This is a genomic window from Psychrobacter vallis (genome assembly GCF_904846715.1).
GTDB classification, from domain to species: Bacteria; Pseudomonadota; Gammaproteobacteria; order Pseudomonadales; family Moraxellaceae; genus Psychrobacter; species Psychrobacter vallis.
In genome coordinates this window covers 177,779-196,467 of the sequence record NZ_CAJHBU010000004.1, presented here as the reverse complement: position 1 = coordinate 196,467, position 18,689 = coordinate 177,779, and the positions used below count along the sequence as shown (strand labels likewise).

Genomic DNA, 18,689 nt, shown 5'->3' with positions numbered 1-18,689 from the left:
TTAGATGCCTACTGCTATAGAACATTCAATAATTGTGCCAAGCAACTTTATTTTGGTGTGATTCCTGAGCATTGACGCTCTCAGCATTTGCTTGACGTATGAGGATAAACAGTAGGTTTCTTAACGTTTGGTAGGGTCTGAATAGGGGCTAAAGAAAGACTAAAACCAACATCAATATGGAGGATAAGGCTGTCGGTCATGCATTTTCTGTCAGTGCCTGCATAAGGTACAAATGCACCAAAATAGCGATAATCATGCCCCAATTTGGGTTCTATCATTGTCTGTCCGTCATCGCGTTACCTTGACTACTGCCCTATGTTTTTCATAGTTATTAAAATACCCATGTTATTTTGCCATCGCCGTACAAGCCTTAATAAGAAGGCGTTGTAGCGGTATTTTAGGATCAATTTTCATGTTAAAAACGTGGCTTGCAACTTCAACTGGCATAGCCATTGCACCGCCTCAAGTGTCTTAATTGATTGTTTTTGGACACTTGACGCTTTGTAATAACCTAGAAGTTAACCATTTGAGGAAGCCGCCTATGTCATCATCGACCCCCGTTGCATCTACTAAAGACAAGCTTAATGTCTTGTCTTTTTCGGGCAAAAATAAAATCCTGCATTTAGGTTGGATGGCGTTTTTTCTGACTTTTTTTGTGTGGTTCAACCATGCACCGTTTTTATCAGCGATTGGTGAAACGCTGAATCTGACTAAAGACCAAGTCAAAACGTTGCTGATTTTAAACGTGGCATTGACTATCCCCGCCCGTGTCATCATCGGCATGTTGACCGATCGTTTTGGCCCACGTATTGTCTATACAGCAATTTTGGCCATCGGTGCGATTCCGTGCTTTACCTTTGCTTTTGCACAAGATTACAACACCTTGGCATTGTCTCGTTTTTTACTGGGTTTTGTGGGTGCAGGCTTCGTGGTTGGTATTCGCTTGATGAGTGATTGGTTTCCAACCAATGAGCTGGGCACGGCAGAAGGCATTTATGGCGGCTGGGGTAACTTTGGTTCAGCGGCAGCGGCACTGTTATTGCCAACCGTGGCGATTGGTGCAGCGGCTGTCTTTGGCGGCGATGAGGGCTGGCGTTATGCCACTGCCGTATCAGGTGTCGTCATGGCACTTTATAGCGTGGTTTTTTATAAAATGGCGCGCAACACCCCCAAAGGTGCCACTTACTTTAAACCCAAAAAGTCGGGCGCCATGATGGTGACGTCATCGGGTGATTTTTGGCTGATGATGGTGTTTAAATTGCCAATGTATTTGGCATTGGCGTTATTGGCATGGAAGTTGTCACCTGCTGGCGTGAGTTTGCTCAGTCAATCTAGTGTCACGATGATTTATATTGGTCTTGCCGTGCTGTATGTCTACGAGTTCATTAGCAGCTACCGCTTTAATAAAGAGGTCTTTACCACGCCTGTACCTGAAGCGCATCGTTATGATTTTAAGCAGGTTGGTATCCTCAATATTCTCTATTTTGCCACTTTTGGTTCAGAGCTTGCCGTTGTCTCGATGTTGCCGTTGTTCTATCAAGAGACCTTTAGTCTGTCGATCGTGATGGCGGGTGTGCTGGCATCAAGTTATGCCTTTATGAACCTTATGTCACGTCCTGGCGGCGGTTGGCTCAGTGATAAATTTGGCCGTAAAATTACCTTGTTGATTTTGACAGCAGGTTTGGCTATTGGGTATTTATTAATGGGCTTTCTTGATTCAACATGGCCGCTGGCGCTGGCGTTATTGATTACTATGTTTTGCTCGTTTTTTGTACAAGCAGGAGAGGGTGCGGTCTTTGCTGTGATTCCACTCATCAAGCGCAGTATGACAGGGCAATTTGCAGGCATGACGGGCGCATACGGTAACGTTGGCTCAGTGGTCTATTTAACGATACTCAGTCTGGTGTCGTATCAGGTGTTTTTCTTTGTGATCGCCGCGACAGCTGTGATTGGTTTCTTTGCGCTATTTTTACTCAAAGAACCTGAAGGTGTCATCATAGAAGAGATGCCAGATGGAACGTTTGCCGAAATTCAAGTCAGCCATCGGTAGCACGAGAAATATTAATGGGGATGACTGTGACCACGATGACAAAAGCTTGCCAACAGGGACGTCCAAAAGACACTCACAAAAGCCCGCAGTATAAGGGTGATAAAGTCAGTGCGGACTTGACTACTAATATGGCTATTGACATGACCGATAATGTCCCTGCTAACTCGGATATCCAAAGTCACACTGGTGAGCAGTCATCTGCTATTGAATCCAGCCATTCTAATGCAGACTCTGCCTTATGGTGGCTGGACTTCTTTACGATGAAAGGCCGTAAAGCGGAAAATCAAGACAGCCTACTAATAACCACTTGTCTGCCGCATTATTTTGGGGATGCTGTATCGACCGAATCTGCTGACTTAACCCAAAATTGTGTGCCTAAACAAGCGACAATGCCAACAGCGCCACTGTTGGTGCTCATGGCAGACGGCGTCAGTGCTTGCCAGTTTCCAAAACAGGCAAGTCAGCTGGTCATCAACACCGTTGCCGAAAAAATCACACTTGCATTGGCAAAATTGGTGCAAGTGCAGTATGAGTCAGAAGATCAGCCTCAAGCCATGCCTGCCAGTTTGGATGAGGATCAAGTGGCTAGCATCATTAGAACGGCAGTCAATAAAGCCAATGATGTGTTGTATTTTCCGCAAGCATACCAGCGAGTGCCGCCTTTATTGTCGACGCTGTCGGGCTTATTGTGTATTGGTGATCGTATTCATCTGTTTCATACGGGCGATTCACGGATTTACCGTGTTGGGATAGACAGCCTGACGGTACTTAGTGACGATCACCGCATTCATCGAGGTGAAGACAAAGGGGCGCTGTCGGCGGCTATCGGCGCTGATGGGCAGGTGGACTTGCAACAATTGGTGTTTACACTGCATCAAAACGAATGCTTGGCAATAATGACCGATGGTATTTATGAGCATATCGATGAGGTCGAGTTAGCGTTTGAGCTGTGTACCGCGGCGACAAATATGTGTCAAGCACTGGCCACAACGCACAAACTACCAGCAAGGTTTCAGGCCAGTCAGATCATATGTGAGCACGCTTTTACAGAGGGCAGTCACGATAACTTGAGTATGATCATGCTGAGTATGAAGCCGATATCGAGTGAATCGACCTTAATAAATAATTCTGATGCAGTTGATTTGTTTGAAAGTGATAGCGTAACGTCTCACGATATGCATCGCTATCAGCTGCCCACAGATTTGGAAGTGGGGGATTGTATCGATGGTTTTACCGTGGTCAGTATTATTGCCCGCACTGCCCGCAGTCATGTGTATTGGGTACAAGATGACGATCAGAATGACTTTGTATTGAAGTCGCCAAGCCTTGATACCATTGCTGATGGCCATTATCTGCGTGATTTTTTACAAGAACGTAAAATTGGTCTGAGCCTCTCAAAACACCGCCGTGCTGGCGAGTCTGCTTATAATCAAGCGGATCCCAATCTCTTGCAGACGACTGACGCAAATAAAAACACTAGCCACAATATGGGGTCGGGGTTGCACGCCTCAGGGCTGTTGCGTTACTACCCAGTGCCTGCTAGCACCAACTATTTATATCACTTGACCGAGTATATCGAAGGCGAGAGCTTACGCGACTTCATCGAACGCCATGCGCCCTGCGATGTATGGCAAACTTATGATTTGCTGACCAAAATCGGTATGGCCGCTCGTGTGATGCACCGCAATTATCTGTTGCATCAAGATATTAAACCTGAGAACGTCCTCTTGACCAAATCAGGGGCCGTGAAGCTAATCGACTTTGGCTCTGCTAGCTCATCAATATTAAAAGACAGTACGCGACCACCCAATGGCGATCTACATTACGCTGCACCAGAGTATTACACTGATGCACCAAAAGGGGTACATTCTGACCTATTCTCCATTGCCGTGATCGGTTATGAGCTATTGACAGGGCAACTGCCATTTGGCTCGCAAGACTTAATGAATCCACAGCAGACTCTCGTCATGCCAGCGCAGCCGTTACGGCAACACAATGTACCGTCCGTTATTCAGCAAGCGCTCATGCGGGCGCTACACCCCAATACCAATGTTCGCTATCAGGCCATCGGTGAGTTTTTACAAGACTTCAATCCTGACAATCGAGCACGCAGTCGCGACCCTGAACCACTGATTAAACGCAATCCCTTATTGGTATGGCATGGCATTTGCTTCATACAGACTGTCATCATCGTCTTATTGTTGTGGGTCTATCTGTCATGATCGCCCACGTTCAATGACATGCCATCGCTTGTTTAACATTGCACTATGCTGCTAAGGAACGTCGCTTTATGTTGCTTCATAGGTCAAAAACTGCCGAAAAGTCTGATATTTATACGACCGAATTCATCCAAAGGTCTGCCCATCATGCCGCTAGTGACAGTGACAGTGACAGTGCTAGTGATAATGCTGGTAAATATAGTGCTGATAGTCATAAGACCAATCATCATAATGATCAAACTGGCAGTGCGGGTGTCATCATCATTGGCGCTGGCATGGCGGGTAGCCGCTTTGCCATTGAGCTTGCACGGGCGCGGCAGCAAGGTATACAGGCAAATAACGCGCGTTCAGACAGTATACAGGCAGAAACCTCCGCTGTACCGCTACCAATCACTCTGATTAGTAAAGAGCCACAGGTGGGTTACAACCGCATCATGTTGTCGCCAGTGCTGGCAGGAGATACGGCGTTTGAGGACACGTATTTGTATGATAAATCAGAGTATGAGCAATTGGGTATCACGGTACTGGCTGGGGTCGGCGTTGAGACGATTGATACTGAGCACCAGTGTATTGAGCTTGATAATGGGCAAAGTCTTCATTATGCCAAATTGGTGATTGCGACTGGTTCAACGGCTCGAGTGATACCGTTTCCCAATCATACGGCCAAAGGTGTGCATGTCTTTCGCGACTTATCAGATGTCACCACGTTAACCGAATATGCTCGTCAAGGCAAAACAGGCTTGGTAATTGGTGGCGGTGTATTGGGGTTAGAGGCGGCATGTGCGTTGGCTGCGCAAGGGGCAAACATGACCGTGATTCATGTTGACGATTACGTGCTCAATCGCCAGCTTGACTTGCCAGCTGCCGAGCTTTTGCAAGCCGAGTTAAGTCGACGCGGCGTTGGTCTAGAAGTGTCTGCAAATACTGAAGCCATCGTCATAAACGACGCCGACGAGGTGTGCGGACTGGCCTTAAAAGACGGTCGTATCTTGCCCGCTGATTTTATAGTGATGGCAGTGGGCGTGATTCCCAATACCGCCTTGGCGAAAGACAGTGGTATTGCCGTCAATCGCGGCATCGTTGTGGATGACTGCATGCACACCAGTTGTCCTCATGTGTATGCAATTGGCGAGTGTATTGAGCTAGAGGGTGAGCTGTTTGGCATGGTCGCCCCCGTGAATCAGCAAGTCGATACCCTTGTGACGGTCTTAAAAGATACGCTAATATCAGACCCCGTAACTACACTAGACGGCACTGCGTCCTCACAAGAACACTGGATACCTTTCGTTAGCAAACCATTATCTTTAAAACTCAAAGTATCTGGCGTATCGGCGTTTTCTGCCGGTCAAATTGCCTTTGAGGATGACGATGCTGAGGCTATTGAAACGCTCATCTATCGTCAGCCCACTTTGAACCATTATCACTGCCTTTATCTTAAGAATAATAGAGTCATCGGCGCTGTACTTTATGGTGACGTCAATGATGGCAGTTTTTACAGCCAACTTATCACGGACAACGTCGATATATCGCTTATAAAAGAGGATTTAATCTTTGGTAGTGCCTATTGTGATTTGGACAAATTGAATCTGAACGATAGAGCTGTTGATGGGACAAATAATGTATTGGCCATGACTGAGTTGGTGGAGGAGGCATCATGAGTGAAGCAGCAATCAATAAAACCTCAGGTCAATCATCTCGGCATCCTAAAAATGTGGCGAGCCAAACCATTACCACTCACAATATCAGTGTGACTGACACGATTAATCAAGTGCGGTCGCTAGACACAGCTCATGGTTCGATCAAAACTGTCCGCACAACCTGTCCTTATTGCGGCGTCGGTTGCGGTGTTTTGGCTCAGATTGATCAGGCTGGCACGGTCAGTGTCAAAGGCGATCCTGAGCACCCTGCTAACTTTGGCAAATTATGCTCAAAAGGCAGCGCGCTTGCCCAAACATTGGGTGCTGAGCGTCGCTTGATTCAGCCTTATTATCAAAACAAGCTGGCATCTATGCACCAGCAGCAGCCCATGCCACCAGATATATTTACTCGGCTTCATACTATAACAACGTCTGACCCGCAGCCAATTTTTGATACACAGCCACTTATTAACAACACCGACTGGGACACTGTATTAGCAGATATTGCCAAGCGTTTAAATGACACCATCGCTAAACATGGACGCGACAGCATTATGTTTTATGTCTCAGGGCAACTGCTCACCGAAGACTATTACGTTGCCAATAAATTTATCAAAGGCTTTATCGGCAGTAACAACATCGACTCCAACTCTCGGCTATGCATGTCATCAGCGGTAGCAGGGCATAAGCGGGCGTTTGGTGCCGATCTGGTGCCCGCTAATTACGAAGATTTGGAAGCCTGTGATTTGTTGGTACTGGTCGGCTCAAATATGGCGTGGTGTCATCCTATTTTATTTGGACGTTTTTTAGCGGCCAAGAAGTTGAATCCGAACAAAAAACTAATTGTCATCGACCCGCGCCGTACAGACTCTTGTGAGTTTGCGGATTTGCATTTGCCCATTGTGGCTGGCACCGACACGCATTTATACAATGGTTTATTGCATTACCTTGAGCAGCACGGTTGCCAAGATGAAGAGTATGTCAGCAAAATCACAGGTGTCGATGATGCTTTGAATGCAGCTAAAGTGTGGACGATCGATAAAGTGGCAAGCGCATGTCAAGTGCCCATCGACAATGTTCGCCAGTTTTATGAGCTGGTTGCGGCCAATGAACAGACAGTGACGGCGTTCAGTATGGGAGTGAATCAGTCCAAAAGTGGCACGGACAAGGTCAATGCCATTATCAACACCCATCTGTACACGGGGCGCGTGGGTAAAGTGGGGGCGAGTCCGTTTTCACTCACTGGTCAGCCCAATGCGATGGGCGGACGAGAAGTAGGCGCACTGGCCAATTTGCTGGCTGCTCATTTGGATTTGGCAAATGCCGATCATCGGCAGCTGGTGGCGGACTTTTGGCAATCGCCGCAGCCTATCTCCTCAGAGGCTGGCGTCAAAGCGTGCGATGCGGCAGACGCTATTTTGGATGGACGAATCAAAGCCATTTGGATTATGGCGACCAATCCCGTGGTCAGTTTGCCAGAGGCGGACAGATTTCGCCAAGCGCTGGCAGAATGTGACTTGGTGATCGTGTCTGATTGTTCAGTAGACAGTGACACGGTGAAATGTGCTGACATTGTACTGCCCGCCCAAGGCTGGGGCGAAAAATCAGGAACGGTCACCAATTCTGAGCGGCGCATCTCTCGTCAACGCTCAATAATGCCGGCAACAGGTGTGGCAAAGCCAGACTGGTGGATACTCTCACAAGTGGCCAAACACATGGGGCTGGCAGGGTTTGACTATCAGGATCCCAGCGAGATATTCAACGAGTATGTGGCACTGACAGCCTATGGCAATGATAAAAACCAAACCGTATCAGCCAAAAACCAGCCGCGTTATTTCAATCTGGCCAAAGATTTATCCGTGTTTATGACAGAGGCCGATCATAACGGTCAGCCTATCCATCAAAGCCTTAAGTCAAGTGCGCTTAGTCGTGAAGATTATGACATGATGCCGCCGTTTCAATGGGGCGGCACGCGTATCTCTATGATTCAAAACAACGTATCCAATCAGTCGTCAAAGAGTGCTACTCACCAAATAGCAACTTGCATCAAAGCCCAACTGATCGCCATTACGCCTGCTGATGATGCCAGTGTGCCTAACCAACACCAGCGAAAATGTAAATTTCAACAGGCGGATGTCAATCAGTATCCTCTAAAGTCTTACTCTCAACCTGCCAACCAATTAGAAGAGAATATATCGTCAACATTGAATAAACCAAGCATTGATTTGCGACTTATCACGGGCAGACTGCGCGATCAATGGCATACCATGACTCGAACAGGCTTAGCCCCGCAACTGAATCAGCATCAATCCGTGCCCACACTGACACTACATCCTGATGATGCCAAGCAGTTGGATGTGGCAGCCGATGACTTTGTGCAGGTTTATCGTCAATATGAAAACAATGTGACATCTGCTCTGACTGATGATGTCGCCGCGAGTAATGTACTGGTACAAGTCACGATTAGCGATGCGGTGCGAGTTGGCGATGCGTTTATACCGATGCACTGGAGCGAGGCTTTTGCCAGTTTTGCTCGTATGGGCACGCTGATTCCAACGGTCGTTGATCCACATTCGGGGCAGCCTGAGCTTAAAAACTCCGCAATCAGCGTCACGGCAGTGCCGATGCACATATTTGGCAAGATTTTGGTGCATCCTGACTGGCAAGACGCCGTTATAGTGCAATTGCGTACCATTTTGGACAATATTGAGGCAAAAATAGGGCAAGAAGAATTATTGCAAAATAATAATAGTGCAGGTGTTGATGCATCTTCGACAAATAACTTGCCCTCACTTACTTGGAATCTCAGCCGCCAAGCAAATAGCGTATTAATTAACGTTGCCAGCCCAAGTGCGAAGGCGCGTGATCGGTTGAATACTCCTGAGTTTTGGCAGCAGTTTGCCCAAGCTGTGCAATCATCAGTGCCATCGGTTTCACAGGCTTGCGCTATGAATACGGCGTTCACCGTCAGCCAAGAGCACCAGCAATTGCGCTTGGTTATGACCCAATCTATCGATGAAGTAGCGGCAAATAGTAGCGTGACGGCCAACATAGCCAATATCAACACAGCCAACATCAAAACAGGCAATCAGAAGGCTAATGAGGCGCTCATTATGGCTGTCTATCTTGCACCAACGCTCAAAGCGTTACCGAGTATGCATTGGCTCGACAGCTGTTTTGCCGATACCAGTCAAATCCCCTTCAATCAGCGTTATAAGTGGTTGTTAGCAGGGCGTCCTGCCAGTGGTTACGTCGATCCAGGGCCGCTGGTGTGTTCGTGCATGTCTGTGGGAGAAAACATCATTATTGAGGCCATTACTAAACATGATTGTACCAGTGCGACAGCAGTCGGAAAACAGTGCCGAGCCGGTACCAATTGCGGTTCTTGTGTGGGTCAGATCAATGAATTGATCGCGGAGTATGGTCAATTAGCACAAGCTTAATCGCTCATGTGGCACGCTGTTTGCAACCTATAGCTTATAGAGTAAAACTGATCACGGGTCAGTCATAGACTGAGTTTTTTAACGGTTTTACTTTTCGTTATCCACTTTACTGCATTTATGTTGTCATCAGGAGCTACCGTCATGCCGCATTCATCTGCCTTTGTGTCAAACCGTTCAACGTACGACTTAGCGGGTCAAAACTGTGCAGAAACGACCAAAGCCTATCATAAGAAAGGAGTTGTATATTTGGTGGGTGCAGGATCTGGTGACCCTGAACTGCTGACCTTAAAGGCATTGAGAGTGATGCAGCGTGCTGATGTGGTACTGTATGACAGCTTGGTCTCTGAAGATATTTTGGATATGTGTGCGCTCACTGCCGAAAAAATATTCGTCGGTAAGCGCCGTGCCAATCATGCGTTACCGCAAGAGGGTATCAACGAGCTTTTGGTCAAACATGCGCTTGCCAATAAAACAGTGGTGAGGCTAAAGGGCGGTGACCCCTTTATCTTTGGGCGTGGCGGCGAAGAGCTACAAGAAGTGGTACGTCATGGCATCTACTTTGAGTCAATTCCCGGTATCACCGCTGCCAGTGCTGCGGCAAGTCGAGCAGGTATTCCACTGACGCATCGCGATCATGCCCAATCGGTTCAGTTTGTCACTGCCTGCAAAAAACTTGGCGAACCGAATACTGACTATAGCGAATTGCTTGACAGCACTCAGACGGTCGTTTTTTATATGGGATTGCACCGTTTGGATGAGATGACAAAAGGGTTGATTGCGGCAGGACGCGACAGTGAGACACCTTTTGCTATCATCAGTCATGCCAGTTTACCCACGCAGCAAGTACTTATAGGCACATTAAAGGATATCGCAGAACAACAAGCGTCTGCCAATCTGCCTACGCCTGCACTATTAATTATGGGCGATGTGGTCACCCTGCATGCGGAGTTCGCCGAGTTTAATCTTGGCACACTAGTAGCGCCAACCATAGAAGCCAGCTGTATATAGTTGATCCTAAATAAAAAATGAAACAACGATTATTCTATCAATCCTTACGCCAATAAACCTTAATAACCGAGTCAGCCCGCGCCAATCCGAGCCTTTGTTGTAATAGCCCTCGAAGTGCTTTGGCTGTACCTGCTTCTAAAGCGCTCCAAAACTTATCAATGTGTAAAGGATGTGTGGTCAAATAATCAGCCAATGTCTTATCGATTAAGTCGGCCAGCGCTCGTCCCGCATTGACTTGATTCGTCACTAAAGGCAATACCGTAAAGTGATTGTCTTGCTGATTTGCCGCATTATTATTTATGCTATCAGTGCCTAATGTAACCGTATCAAAATATGTTTGATCGGCTGCATCTTCTGTGACACAAAGAACTAATGGCGGCTGAGGATTGTCCCAAAGCTCGAGCAAGCGCGCAACAGTTGGCATCGAGGTTTCATCAGCAATCAGCAACGCTTGACCTTCACGCAAATGCTCAACCTTTTCAGGGAATTCACGTTTGCTTATCACGCTATCGCCTGCTTGTAGTGAACGCGCCCAATTACCGCCTGACGTGTCACCATGCAAAAAAACATCGACCCACGCTTGCACGCCATCTGAGGTTTGCCACGCTTTTCTTAACGTGTAATAGCAATGAGCGCGTTCAGGCTGCTCACTTTTATCAATACTGTTATCAGCGCCTTCATTAGGAATTTTTGCCACGCTGCGGTTATGCTCTAAATCAAATAAATACGCATAGCCAGCTTCATTGATTGGTACAGAGCTTGAGCGATGATGGTTTGAGGTATCACCAATAGCATTTAAGTGAGGGACGGTTAATATAAGGCGCAGCATGTTTTTGCTGATCATGCGGCTGTCCTGTACGACAAAACGCTGTTTGGTCAGTTTGATGGTTTTTTTGCCGAGCTTTTTGTCCGCTTTTTGTTTGAGCAAAATATATTGGGTGTTTAACTCCTCCATTTGGGTGATAGGCGCTATAAATGGAATAAAAAACGTCTGCTCACGTGTCTGAGTAGACGTTTTTTTTGTGTCATCAAACTGTATCTGTAGGGCGATTGCTTCTGCATATACCGCCGTCAATTGTACGTTTGCCCCAACCAGCTCATCTGACTTCAAGGACGTAAAAACCTGCAAAAATCCGAGCAGCTCATCGACATGTTCCTCATTGATATGAGCCATGGCATCTGCAATCTCAGGGAAGGTTAAGATGGTATACGAGTCTGCTTGAGTAGGAGACTTGTTTTCAATAGAGGGGATAGAATGGGTCATATATATACTCACGAACAACAGTGAATGGAGGAGAGAAAAACGGCATCTCCATTAATGATAATTGTTTTTATTCTCGTTTACGAGTAAAATCAATTTTTATTGGCTTTTTGATACAAAGACCACGATTTTAATTAACGATGAGTACCTATATGTTACGTGCAGATCAACTGACCGTCAGTCGTCAAGGAAATACCTTACTAGACAATGTGAGCTGTGAGATGGATACCAATGAATTAGTAGCCTTGGTGGGACATAACGGTTCAGGCAAATCCACTTTGATTAAAGCGTTGGCAGGCGAGATGATGAGTAATGGCGGTAGCGTCAATTTAGATGAGCGCCGTATTGGTGACTACAGTAGTAAGGAGCTGGCTCGGCAAATGGCTTATTTGCCGCAGCAATTACCGGACGCCGCTGGGTTCACAGTGCGTGAATTGGTCATGCTGGGACGCTATCCTCATCAAAAATGGCTCCAAAAACCAAGCCAAATTGACAGAGATAAAGTAGCAGAAGCGATGAGTATCACTCAAACAGAAGCGTTCGCTGACCGTATTACGGTCACACTCTCAGGTGGCGAGCGTGCCCGAGTTTGGCTGGCTATGTGTCTGGCGCAGGACACCCGATATCTGTTGCTCGATGAGCCATTAGCGGCACTTGATATGCACTATCAGCTAGAAGTTATTCAGCTTATTCGTCGTTTGGTCGATGAGCAGGGGTTGAGTGTGGTTATTATTATCCATGATATCAATTTGGCAGCGCAGTATGCCGATCGAGTCATCGCGCTAAAAAACGGCCGTGTTTGTCATAATGGTGACATCAAAAGCACCATGCAGCCTGACATACTGCGTGACATCTTTAACGTCGATATGCAGTTGCTTCAGCATCCTATAACCGGACAACCGGTTGCCGTTGCTTGATATCGGGCTTTCCCCATTGTTGCTCATTTACTTATCTCATCTTATCCGCTTAAAAAAGATAGACCGCTATGTTTTCTGTCCTGTATCAATATATCGACTCTAAACGGGTCGCAAAACCTTTACTAACTGATCGTATCGGCACCGCTTTGGTAAAGATAAAGTGGCGACCTATCGTCGCAACGTTGGCACTCGCCACCGCACTGACTGCCTGTCATAAGCCAACGACTGAGCAACAGACCACGCAAGTAGACAGCCCAAATAACGTGGACATCAATATCGTTTCTCCCGACTGGGGCAATGCGGCGACGTTGACCGCAATGGGCTATCCACCGATTGCAACAGGCGATATGAGAGTTTGGGACAGATGGGTGGGCACGCCTAAATTGCCGCCTTCAACGATTGATTTGGGTATTCGCTATCAGCCCAATGCTGAACTGATCGCCCAGCTGCCCGTTGATATGGTGGTGGATAACTTTTTTTATGAACATGCCCGAAGCCTTTATGGGGACGTGCCCGCCGAGTCTATTATGTTTGCCGCTAAAGGTGATACCGCGACTTGGGCGGATTATACCCAGCCGACACGGCAGTTAGGTAAATTGATTGATGAGCCTAAATTGGCTGAAGACTATATTGTAAAAAGCCGTAAAGACATAGAGGTCGCCAGTGAGCGTCTCCAACAGCGCTATCCAAATATAAAAAAATTCGCCGTGGTACAGTTTGCTGATGCCAATAATATGCGCATGTATGTCGCCAACAGTTTGTTTCAACCAGCGCTTACCCAAATGCAAAAAGAGCTTGTGGTACTGGGCAAAGGCAATAGTTACGGTTTTGTGCCGATACGAATGGGCGACTTGGCGCAATTGGATGACGATGTTTGCTTATTAATCATCGATCCTTTAAGCCCGATCACCCGAGCTGAGATTAAGGACAGTCTGGTTTGGGAGCGCTTAAGCTACGGCAATAACCGCTGTGTGGGCGAGATGCCGCCAGTATGGATTTATGGTGGCATGTCATCATTGGTCGACTTGGCAAATAATTTATCCACTGTCGAATTAAAAGGCGGGAGTGCGTCATGACCGCTAACATTAATGTTAATACCAATGCTAACACCAATCAGCCCCATCACACACCTGCCAATAACATAACCAATGATGCCAAGCTTATGACGTCACTTTCTTCTTCTCAGTCGCTCGATACCTCAAAGCAACCCGCTGCGCCAACGCAAAATCTACCTAGTCCATCACCGAACGCACCTCAACAACAAAGCACTCGTCTCGCGGCTACGTCATGGCAATTATGGGCAACGTTTATTGTCCTTGTAAGCTTGTGCTTGTGGAGCAGCTGGGCATTAATCAATCAAGAGTGGACGCGGCCTATTGGGGATTTGTTTCTCTCAAGCGCGCAGTTGGATATTGCCAGCATGGCGACGCAGCTGCATGTGGTAGCGACCAGTGTGGTGGCGCTATTGGCAGGGGGTTTGCTGGGCGTGGTCAGTATATTGCTACAGCAATTGGTCAAAAACCCTTTGGCTTCAGACACCACTTTGGGTGTGGGCGTGGGCGCACAGTTGGCCATGCTAATCGTGACCTTGTTTGTGCCAAGCTTAGCGATTTATGGCGGTATTTATGTGGCCTTTGTCGGGGCGATTATCAGTATGGGGCTGGTCTTTGCTCTGTCAGCGCCCAGCCGATTTAACCCTTTGATTTTAATATTGGCAGGTTTGGTGGTCAATATTTTACTCGCTGCCGTTGCCAACGTCTTGGTGTTGTTTTTTGCTGAGCGTAGCAATGGCATGTTGTCATGGGCAGCGGGGTTTTTGGCACAGAACAGCTGGCACACCAGTATGATGCTGGCGATAACGGCGGTCGTCATGGCAGTCGTGTGCTTGCCGTTATTAAAACCACTGACCCTGATGAGTTTGGACGACATGCAGGCCAAGCGTTTGGGCGTACCTATCAATGGTATCCGCGCTTTGGTGGTGCTTATCGTGGCCGTTATAACGGCTTTGGTGGTCAGTGAGGTTGGTCTAATTGGCTTTATCGGTCTGGGTGCTGCTAGCTTAGTCAACGCTTTAGGCATTTCATCAATCAGCAAACGCTTGGCTGCGGCCTTTGGTTTAGGGGCGTTACTGCTATGGCTGACCAGCAATTTGGCCTTGTTGCTTGAGCCGGTGCTGAATATGCAAATCCCAGCAGGGGCGATGACGGGTATTCTTGGCGCACCACTTATTATTTGGCTGATTTTACGACAGCGCCGTGAGCGCATAGAAACCGTGACGCCAATGTTGACAGGTAAGCACACGCCCATCGCGTTTTGGCGCTGGGGCATTGGCGTCATTGTCATGATTATTCTGGCGTGTCTTTTGGTGCAAGATGTCAATGGTTGGGGGCTGAGCACGGATTGGGCAATTACCGAGCAGTATCGACTGCCTCGCAGTCTGAGTGCGGCTGCAACGGGTCTTATGCTGGCGGTCGCTGGCGTCCTACTGCAAACGCTCACCCGCAATCCGATGGCCAGTCCAGAGGTATTAGGGGTGAGTTCTGGGGCAGCGCTTGGTGTTGTCTTGGGGTTTTTATTGCTACCAAGTTTGGGGCTGTCTGCTGGCTCAGGCACGTTGTTGATGTCAGGATTGTCTGGGGCGATAGCGGTGTTGTTATTGATCGTTTGGCTGGCGCGCAGGGTAAGTTCGGGTTATCTATTACTAGTCGGTATTGGCATTGCTGCCATGATGGATGGGGTGATGCATATGGTCAAGCTGTCTGGCGATCCGCGTTTAGAGGCGATGCTTAGCTGGTTATCAGGCACGACTTATAGCGCTCAGCCTAGTACTGTGTGGTATCTCATGGGTATTGCGCTTGTCTTATTGACACTCAGCTTACTGCTTATCAAACCTTTGCGTGTCCTTGGTTTGGGTACAGGTGTCGCTCGTAATCTAGGTGTGGCAGTCACGCCAGTCACGATTGCGCTATTGGCACTGGTGGCTGCACTGAGCACCGCCAGCACGCTTGCCGTCGGGCCACTGAGCTTTATAGGCTTGATGGTGCCGCATTTGGCAACCTCTCTTGGCGCGGTGCGGCTTGAGCGTCAGTTGCCTGTAGCGGCTTTGTTGGGTGCAGGCGTTATGGTGCTGGCAGATTGGATTGGACGCTATGTTATTTTCCCTTATGAGTTACCTGCGGGCACGATTGCAGCCATTATTGGCGGCGCGTATTTCTTATGGTTGATTCGTAAAGTACCCGTCGCTGTGAGTCGATAGTTTTTTGTAGTAACAATAAGCGTAGGATGTTAATAAACAAATGAATTAATCCTCATCAGAGTTTTTTATTAGTCTTTCTTCTATTCAATAAGGATGTCACTCTAGAATAAAAAATACGGCTAATGGCTGTTAGAGTCTGTGGTATTAGAGATATTGCTGTTATAGTCTCGTTTAGTATCGACAAAGCGTTTAAAAGTCATTTGGTAGCCTAATCATTACCTTTTCAGCTTACGGCTTCTCCGGAGGCACCTGAGCTTTGGCATCAATCCTTACGAGTAAATAATGAATAACATAGAAAAACTTCAGTCAGAATTAGAAGAGCTTTATTCGGTAGTAGGAAAAGCAACTGGTTATTGGGCTAATTATTATCTTCGTTCTGTGAGGCAGAATGGGGCTGTGAATCATGCAAAAAAAGCTTTATCAAAAGTGGGTGCTGAACAAGGAGGCTTTCAAAAACTGATCGAAGCTGGACGCCCAGAACTATCAATGGAGTCTTCTGTATTGAAGCCGGAGTATCGAAATTTGTTCTCCCAAGCTGAACTTCAAGAAGCTGAACGCAGGCTATCTACTGTTCCTCATTACGCATGGCGTAAAGATATTTCTCCCCAGGATAATTTTCTAGGTGAGATAGATGATGAAAGCATATTTACAGAGGGTGCAAAAAAATATGTGACAGTTAATGTGTATGAACGTAATCCGCAAGCAAGGGCTGAATGTTTAAAAAAGCATGGCTACCGTTGCAAGGTTTGTAACTTCTCATTTTTTGAAGCTTATGGGGAAATAGGTAAAGAGTTTATTCATGTTCATCATATTAAGCCACTAGCTGGCATTGCAAAAACATATGAGCTCAATCCGACTAAAGATCTTGTTCCAGTTTGCCCTAATTGCCATGCTATGTTGCATACCAAATCACCACCGTTATCGGTTGATGAGTTACGGATGAAGCTTAAGAATTTAAAGGATTAACAAGCGCTTTGAAAAGTTTAAAAACTCTGATTTTGCTCATTCGGTGCTAAATACAGCTAGTTATTTGCTGTCAGTCAATAATTTCCTGCATTAAAAAAACAGGCTAATGACTAATACTCATGGGTTTATGCTCGTAATTATTGGTCATTAGCTTGCGTCTGCGCGTTCATAAATTTTAATCTTGTACTAGTTGCGAAATTAACTGCTCAAAAATAAACAAATGGGGTTGACAGTAGAGCCTCGGTCGTCAATAATACGTCACATTAACGATAATGATTATCATTTATATTATCATTCAATGTTTAATGCCCGTTATAGTGCAACACACTATGTTTTTTAAATGCATACCAAAACCAAAAATACACTGAGTCGCGGCAAACTTGTTTAGCCTACTATGATTAGTATTTTTACTCGTTTTCCTCGCTACTTTGATTTTTGGGTTTGGTATCAGCCGACTATTTTCTCAAGCTTTCTTTAAAACTTGTTTTCAAGGTGAAGTGAAGAATAGCAAATAAGGTTCGATACTATGTATATGTCTTTTTTAGATGAAAAAACTGATAACGAATGCTATTTACATCGCCAAGCGCAGTTTGAGTCCAAGGTTCGCAGTTATCCGCGCAAACTGCCTTTTGCGATTCAATCGGCAACAGGCGCTTGGATTACCGATGTGGAAGGCAATAAATACATAGATTGTCTGTCTGGCGCAGGAACGCTCGCGCTTGGACATAATCATCCTGTGGTCACTGAGAGCATCAAACAGCTTTTGGACAGCAATCTGCCAATGCATACCTTGGATATCACCACGCCATTAAAAGACAAATTTAGTGAGTTTTTATATACGCTTTTGGCCACCAGTAGCGATGAGTATTGCTTGCAGTTTTGCGGTCCAACGGGTGCCGATGCGGTAGAAGCGGCGATTAAGTTGGCCAAGCAAGTGACGGGTCGTTCAGGCATCGTCAGCTTTAGCGGCGGTTATCATGGTATGACTCATGGCGCGCTCGCGGTGACTGGCAATCTTGCCCCCAAACAAGGCATCGAAGGGTTGATGGGCCCAGTACAGTTTCTGCCGTATCCCAATGCTTACCGCTGCGCTTTTGGCTTGTCTAGTGAGCAAAGTGTCAGCGCACACATTACTTACTTTGAAAGTTTTCTAAAAGATGTAGAAAGCGGGGTAGTCAAACCAGCAGCGGTCATTTTAGAAGTCATTCAGGGAGAGGGCGGGGTCAATCCTGCGCCAATAGAATGGCTAAAGCAGGTACGCCGAGTGACCAAAGAGCTGGATATTTTATTAATCATTGATGAGGTGCAGACTGGGTTTTGCCGTACCGGACGCTGGTTTGCCTATCAATATGCGGATATCGATCCCGACATGATTGTGATGTCAAAAGCCATTGGCGGCGGCTTACCAATGGCGGTATTGGGTATCAAAAAACAATATGACGTATGGCAAGCAGGCAATCACTCTGGCACATTCCGTGGTAATCAGTTGGCGATGGCAACGGGACTTGCCACCCTTGAGTATCTAAAAGAGAACGACATGGCCGTTTATGTCGCTGACATAGGCGCGTGGTTTATGTCAGAGCTGAAATCTCTACAGCAACGCTACCCAAGGATTGGTCACATCAGAGGTCGAGGCCTGATGATCGGTATGGAAATTATAAATCCGAGTCTGCCCAAACAAACCGACGGCAGTTATCCTGCGGATAGCGTGGTGGCTGCTAGCATTCAGCAGGACTGTTTTAAACACGGTTTGGTCATCGAAAAAGGCGGACGCGGCGGAACGGTACTGCGCTTGTTACCACCGCTCAATGTGACAAAAGACGAGTTACAGCAAATATTGGCAAAACTGGAAAGTGCGCTACAAGCCAACCAGTAGCAAATCATATCGCTAGTATGGTTTTGTAAAATTATAACAATAGTCGCAGGACAGAC

Annotated in this window: 12 protein-coding genes; 10 read left to right on the top strand and 2 right to left on the bottom strand. The window is 46.8% G+C overall.

All coding sequences use genetic code 11. The annotated features are described in order from the left end of the window. Positions 1-80: 80 nt before the first annotated feature. Positions 81-278, bottom strand: a complete 198-nt coding sequence (locus tag JMY02_RS04430; RefSeq protein ID WP_201595624.1) for a hypothetical protein — start codon at positions 276-278, stop codon at positions 81-83. A 263-nt stretch (positions 279-541) separates the two neighbouring features. On the opposite strand from JMY02_RS04430, the gene JMY02_RS04425 reads away from it, so the two are divergent. From JMY02_RS04425 to cobA, 5 genes are all read left to right on the top strand, one after another. Then, on the top strand, positions 542-2,050 hold the full coding sequence (locus JMY02_RS04425; RefSeq protein WP_201595621.1) for a NarK family nitrate/nitrite MFS transporter: 1,509 nt from the start codon (positions 542-544) through the stop codon (positions 2,048-2,050). Between the two features lie 260 nt (positions 2,051-2,310). After that, positions 2,311-4,272: a protein kinase domain-containing protein gene (locus JMY02_RS04420; RefSeq protein ID WP_201595697.1), complete on the top strand. Its 1,962-nt coding sequence runs from the start codon at positions 2,311-2,313 to the stop codon at positions 4,270-4,272. A 68-nt stretch (positions 4,273-4,340) separates the two neighbouring features. Continuing rightward, on the top strand, positions 4,341-5,927 hold the full coding sequence (locus JMY02_RS04415) for an NAD(P)/FAD-dependent oxidoreductase (RefSeq protein WP_201595618.1): 1,587 nt from the start codon (positions 4,341-4,343) through the stop codon (positions 5,925-5,927). Continuing rightward, positions 5,924-9,349, top strand: a complete 3,426-nt coding sequence (locus JMY02_RS04410; RefSeq protein ID WP_201595615.1) for a molybdopterin-dependent oxidoreductase — start codon at positions 5,924-5,926, stop codon at positions 9,347-9,349. Before JMY02_RS04415 ends, JMY02_RS04410 begins: the two co-directional genes overlap by 4 nt. A 141-nt stretch (positions 9,350-9,490) precedes the next feature. Then, entirely contained in the window at positions 9,491-10,357 is an 867-nt protein-coding gene (gene cobA, locus JMY02_RS04405; protein ID WP_201595612.1) for a uroporphyrinogen-III C-methyltransferase, read from the top strand. Positions 10,358-10,394: 37 nt separating this feature from the next. On the opposite strand, the gene JMY02_RS04400 is transcribed toward cobA, so the two are convergent. After that, positions 10,395-11,621, bottom strand: coding sequence for a siderophore-interacting protein (locus tag JMY02_RS04400; protein WP_201595609.1), 1,227 nt, complete (start codon positions 11,619-11,621; stop codon positions 10,395-10,397). 149 nt (positions 11,622-11,770) lie between these two features. Here JMY02_RS04400 and JMY02_RS04395 point away from each other — a divergent pair, with 149 nt between their 5' ends. The 5 genes from JMY02_RS04395 (at position 11,771) to JMY02_RS04375 (ending at position 18,633) form a co-directional block, all read left to right on the top strand. Next, positions 11,771-12,535 (top strand): ABC transporter ATP-binding protein, encoded by a 765-nt coding sequence (locus JMY02_RS04395; RefSeq protein ID WP_201595606.1) that lies wholly within the window; start codon positions 11,771-11,773, stop codon positions 12,533-12,535. A 68-nt stretch (positions 12,536-12,603) separates the two neighbouring features. Beyond that, positions 12,604-13,611, top strand: a complete 1,008-nt coding sequence (locus JMY02_RS04390) for a TroA family protein (RefSeq protein WP_201595603.1) — start codon at positions 12,604-12,606, stop codon at positions 13,609-13,611. Further along, a complete protein-coding gene (gene fhuB, locus JMY02_RS04385; protein WP_227678410.1) occupies positions 13,608-15,791 on the top strand; it encodes a Fe(3+)-hydroxamate ABC transporter permease FhuB in 2,184 nt (727 codons plus the stop codon). The genes JMY02_RS04390 and fhuB overlap by 4 nt, the downstream gene beginning before the upstream one ends. Positions 15,792-16,073: 282 nt before the next feature. Beyond that, a complete protein-coding gene (locus tag JMY02_RS04380; RefSeq protein ID WP_201595600.1) occupies positions 16,074-16,757 on the top strand; it encodes an HNH endonuclease in 684 nt (227 codons plus the stop codon). Between the two features lie 526 nt (positions 16,758-17,283). Further along, positions 17,284-18,633 carry a diaminobutyrate--2-oxoglutarate transaminase family protein gene (locus JMY02_RS04375; protein WP_201595597.1) on the top strand — a complete coding sequence of 450 codons (1,350 nt, stop codon included), beginning with the start codon at positions 17,284-17,286 and terminating at the stop codon, positions 18,631-18,633. The last annotated feature ends 56 nt before the right edge of the window (positions 18,634-18,689 follow it).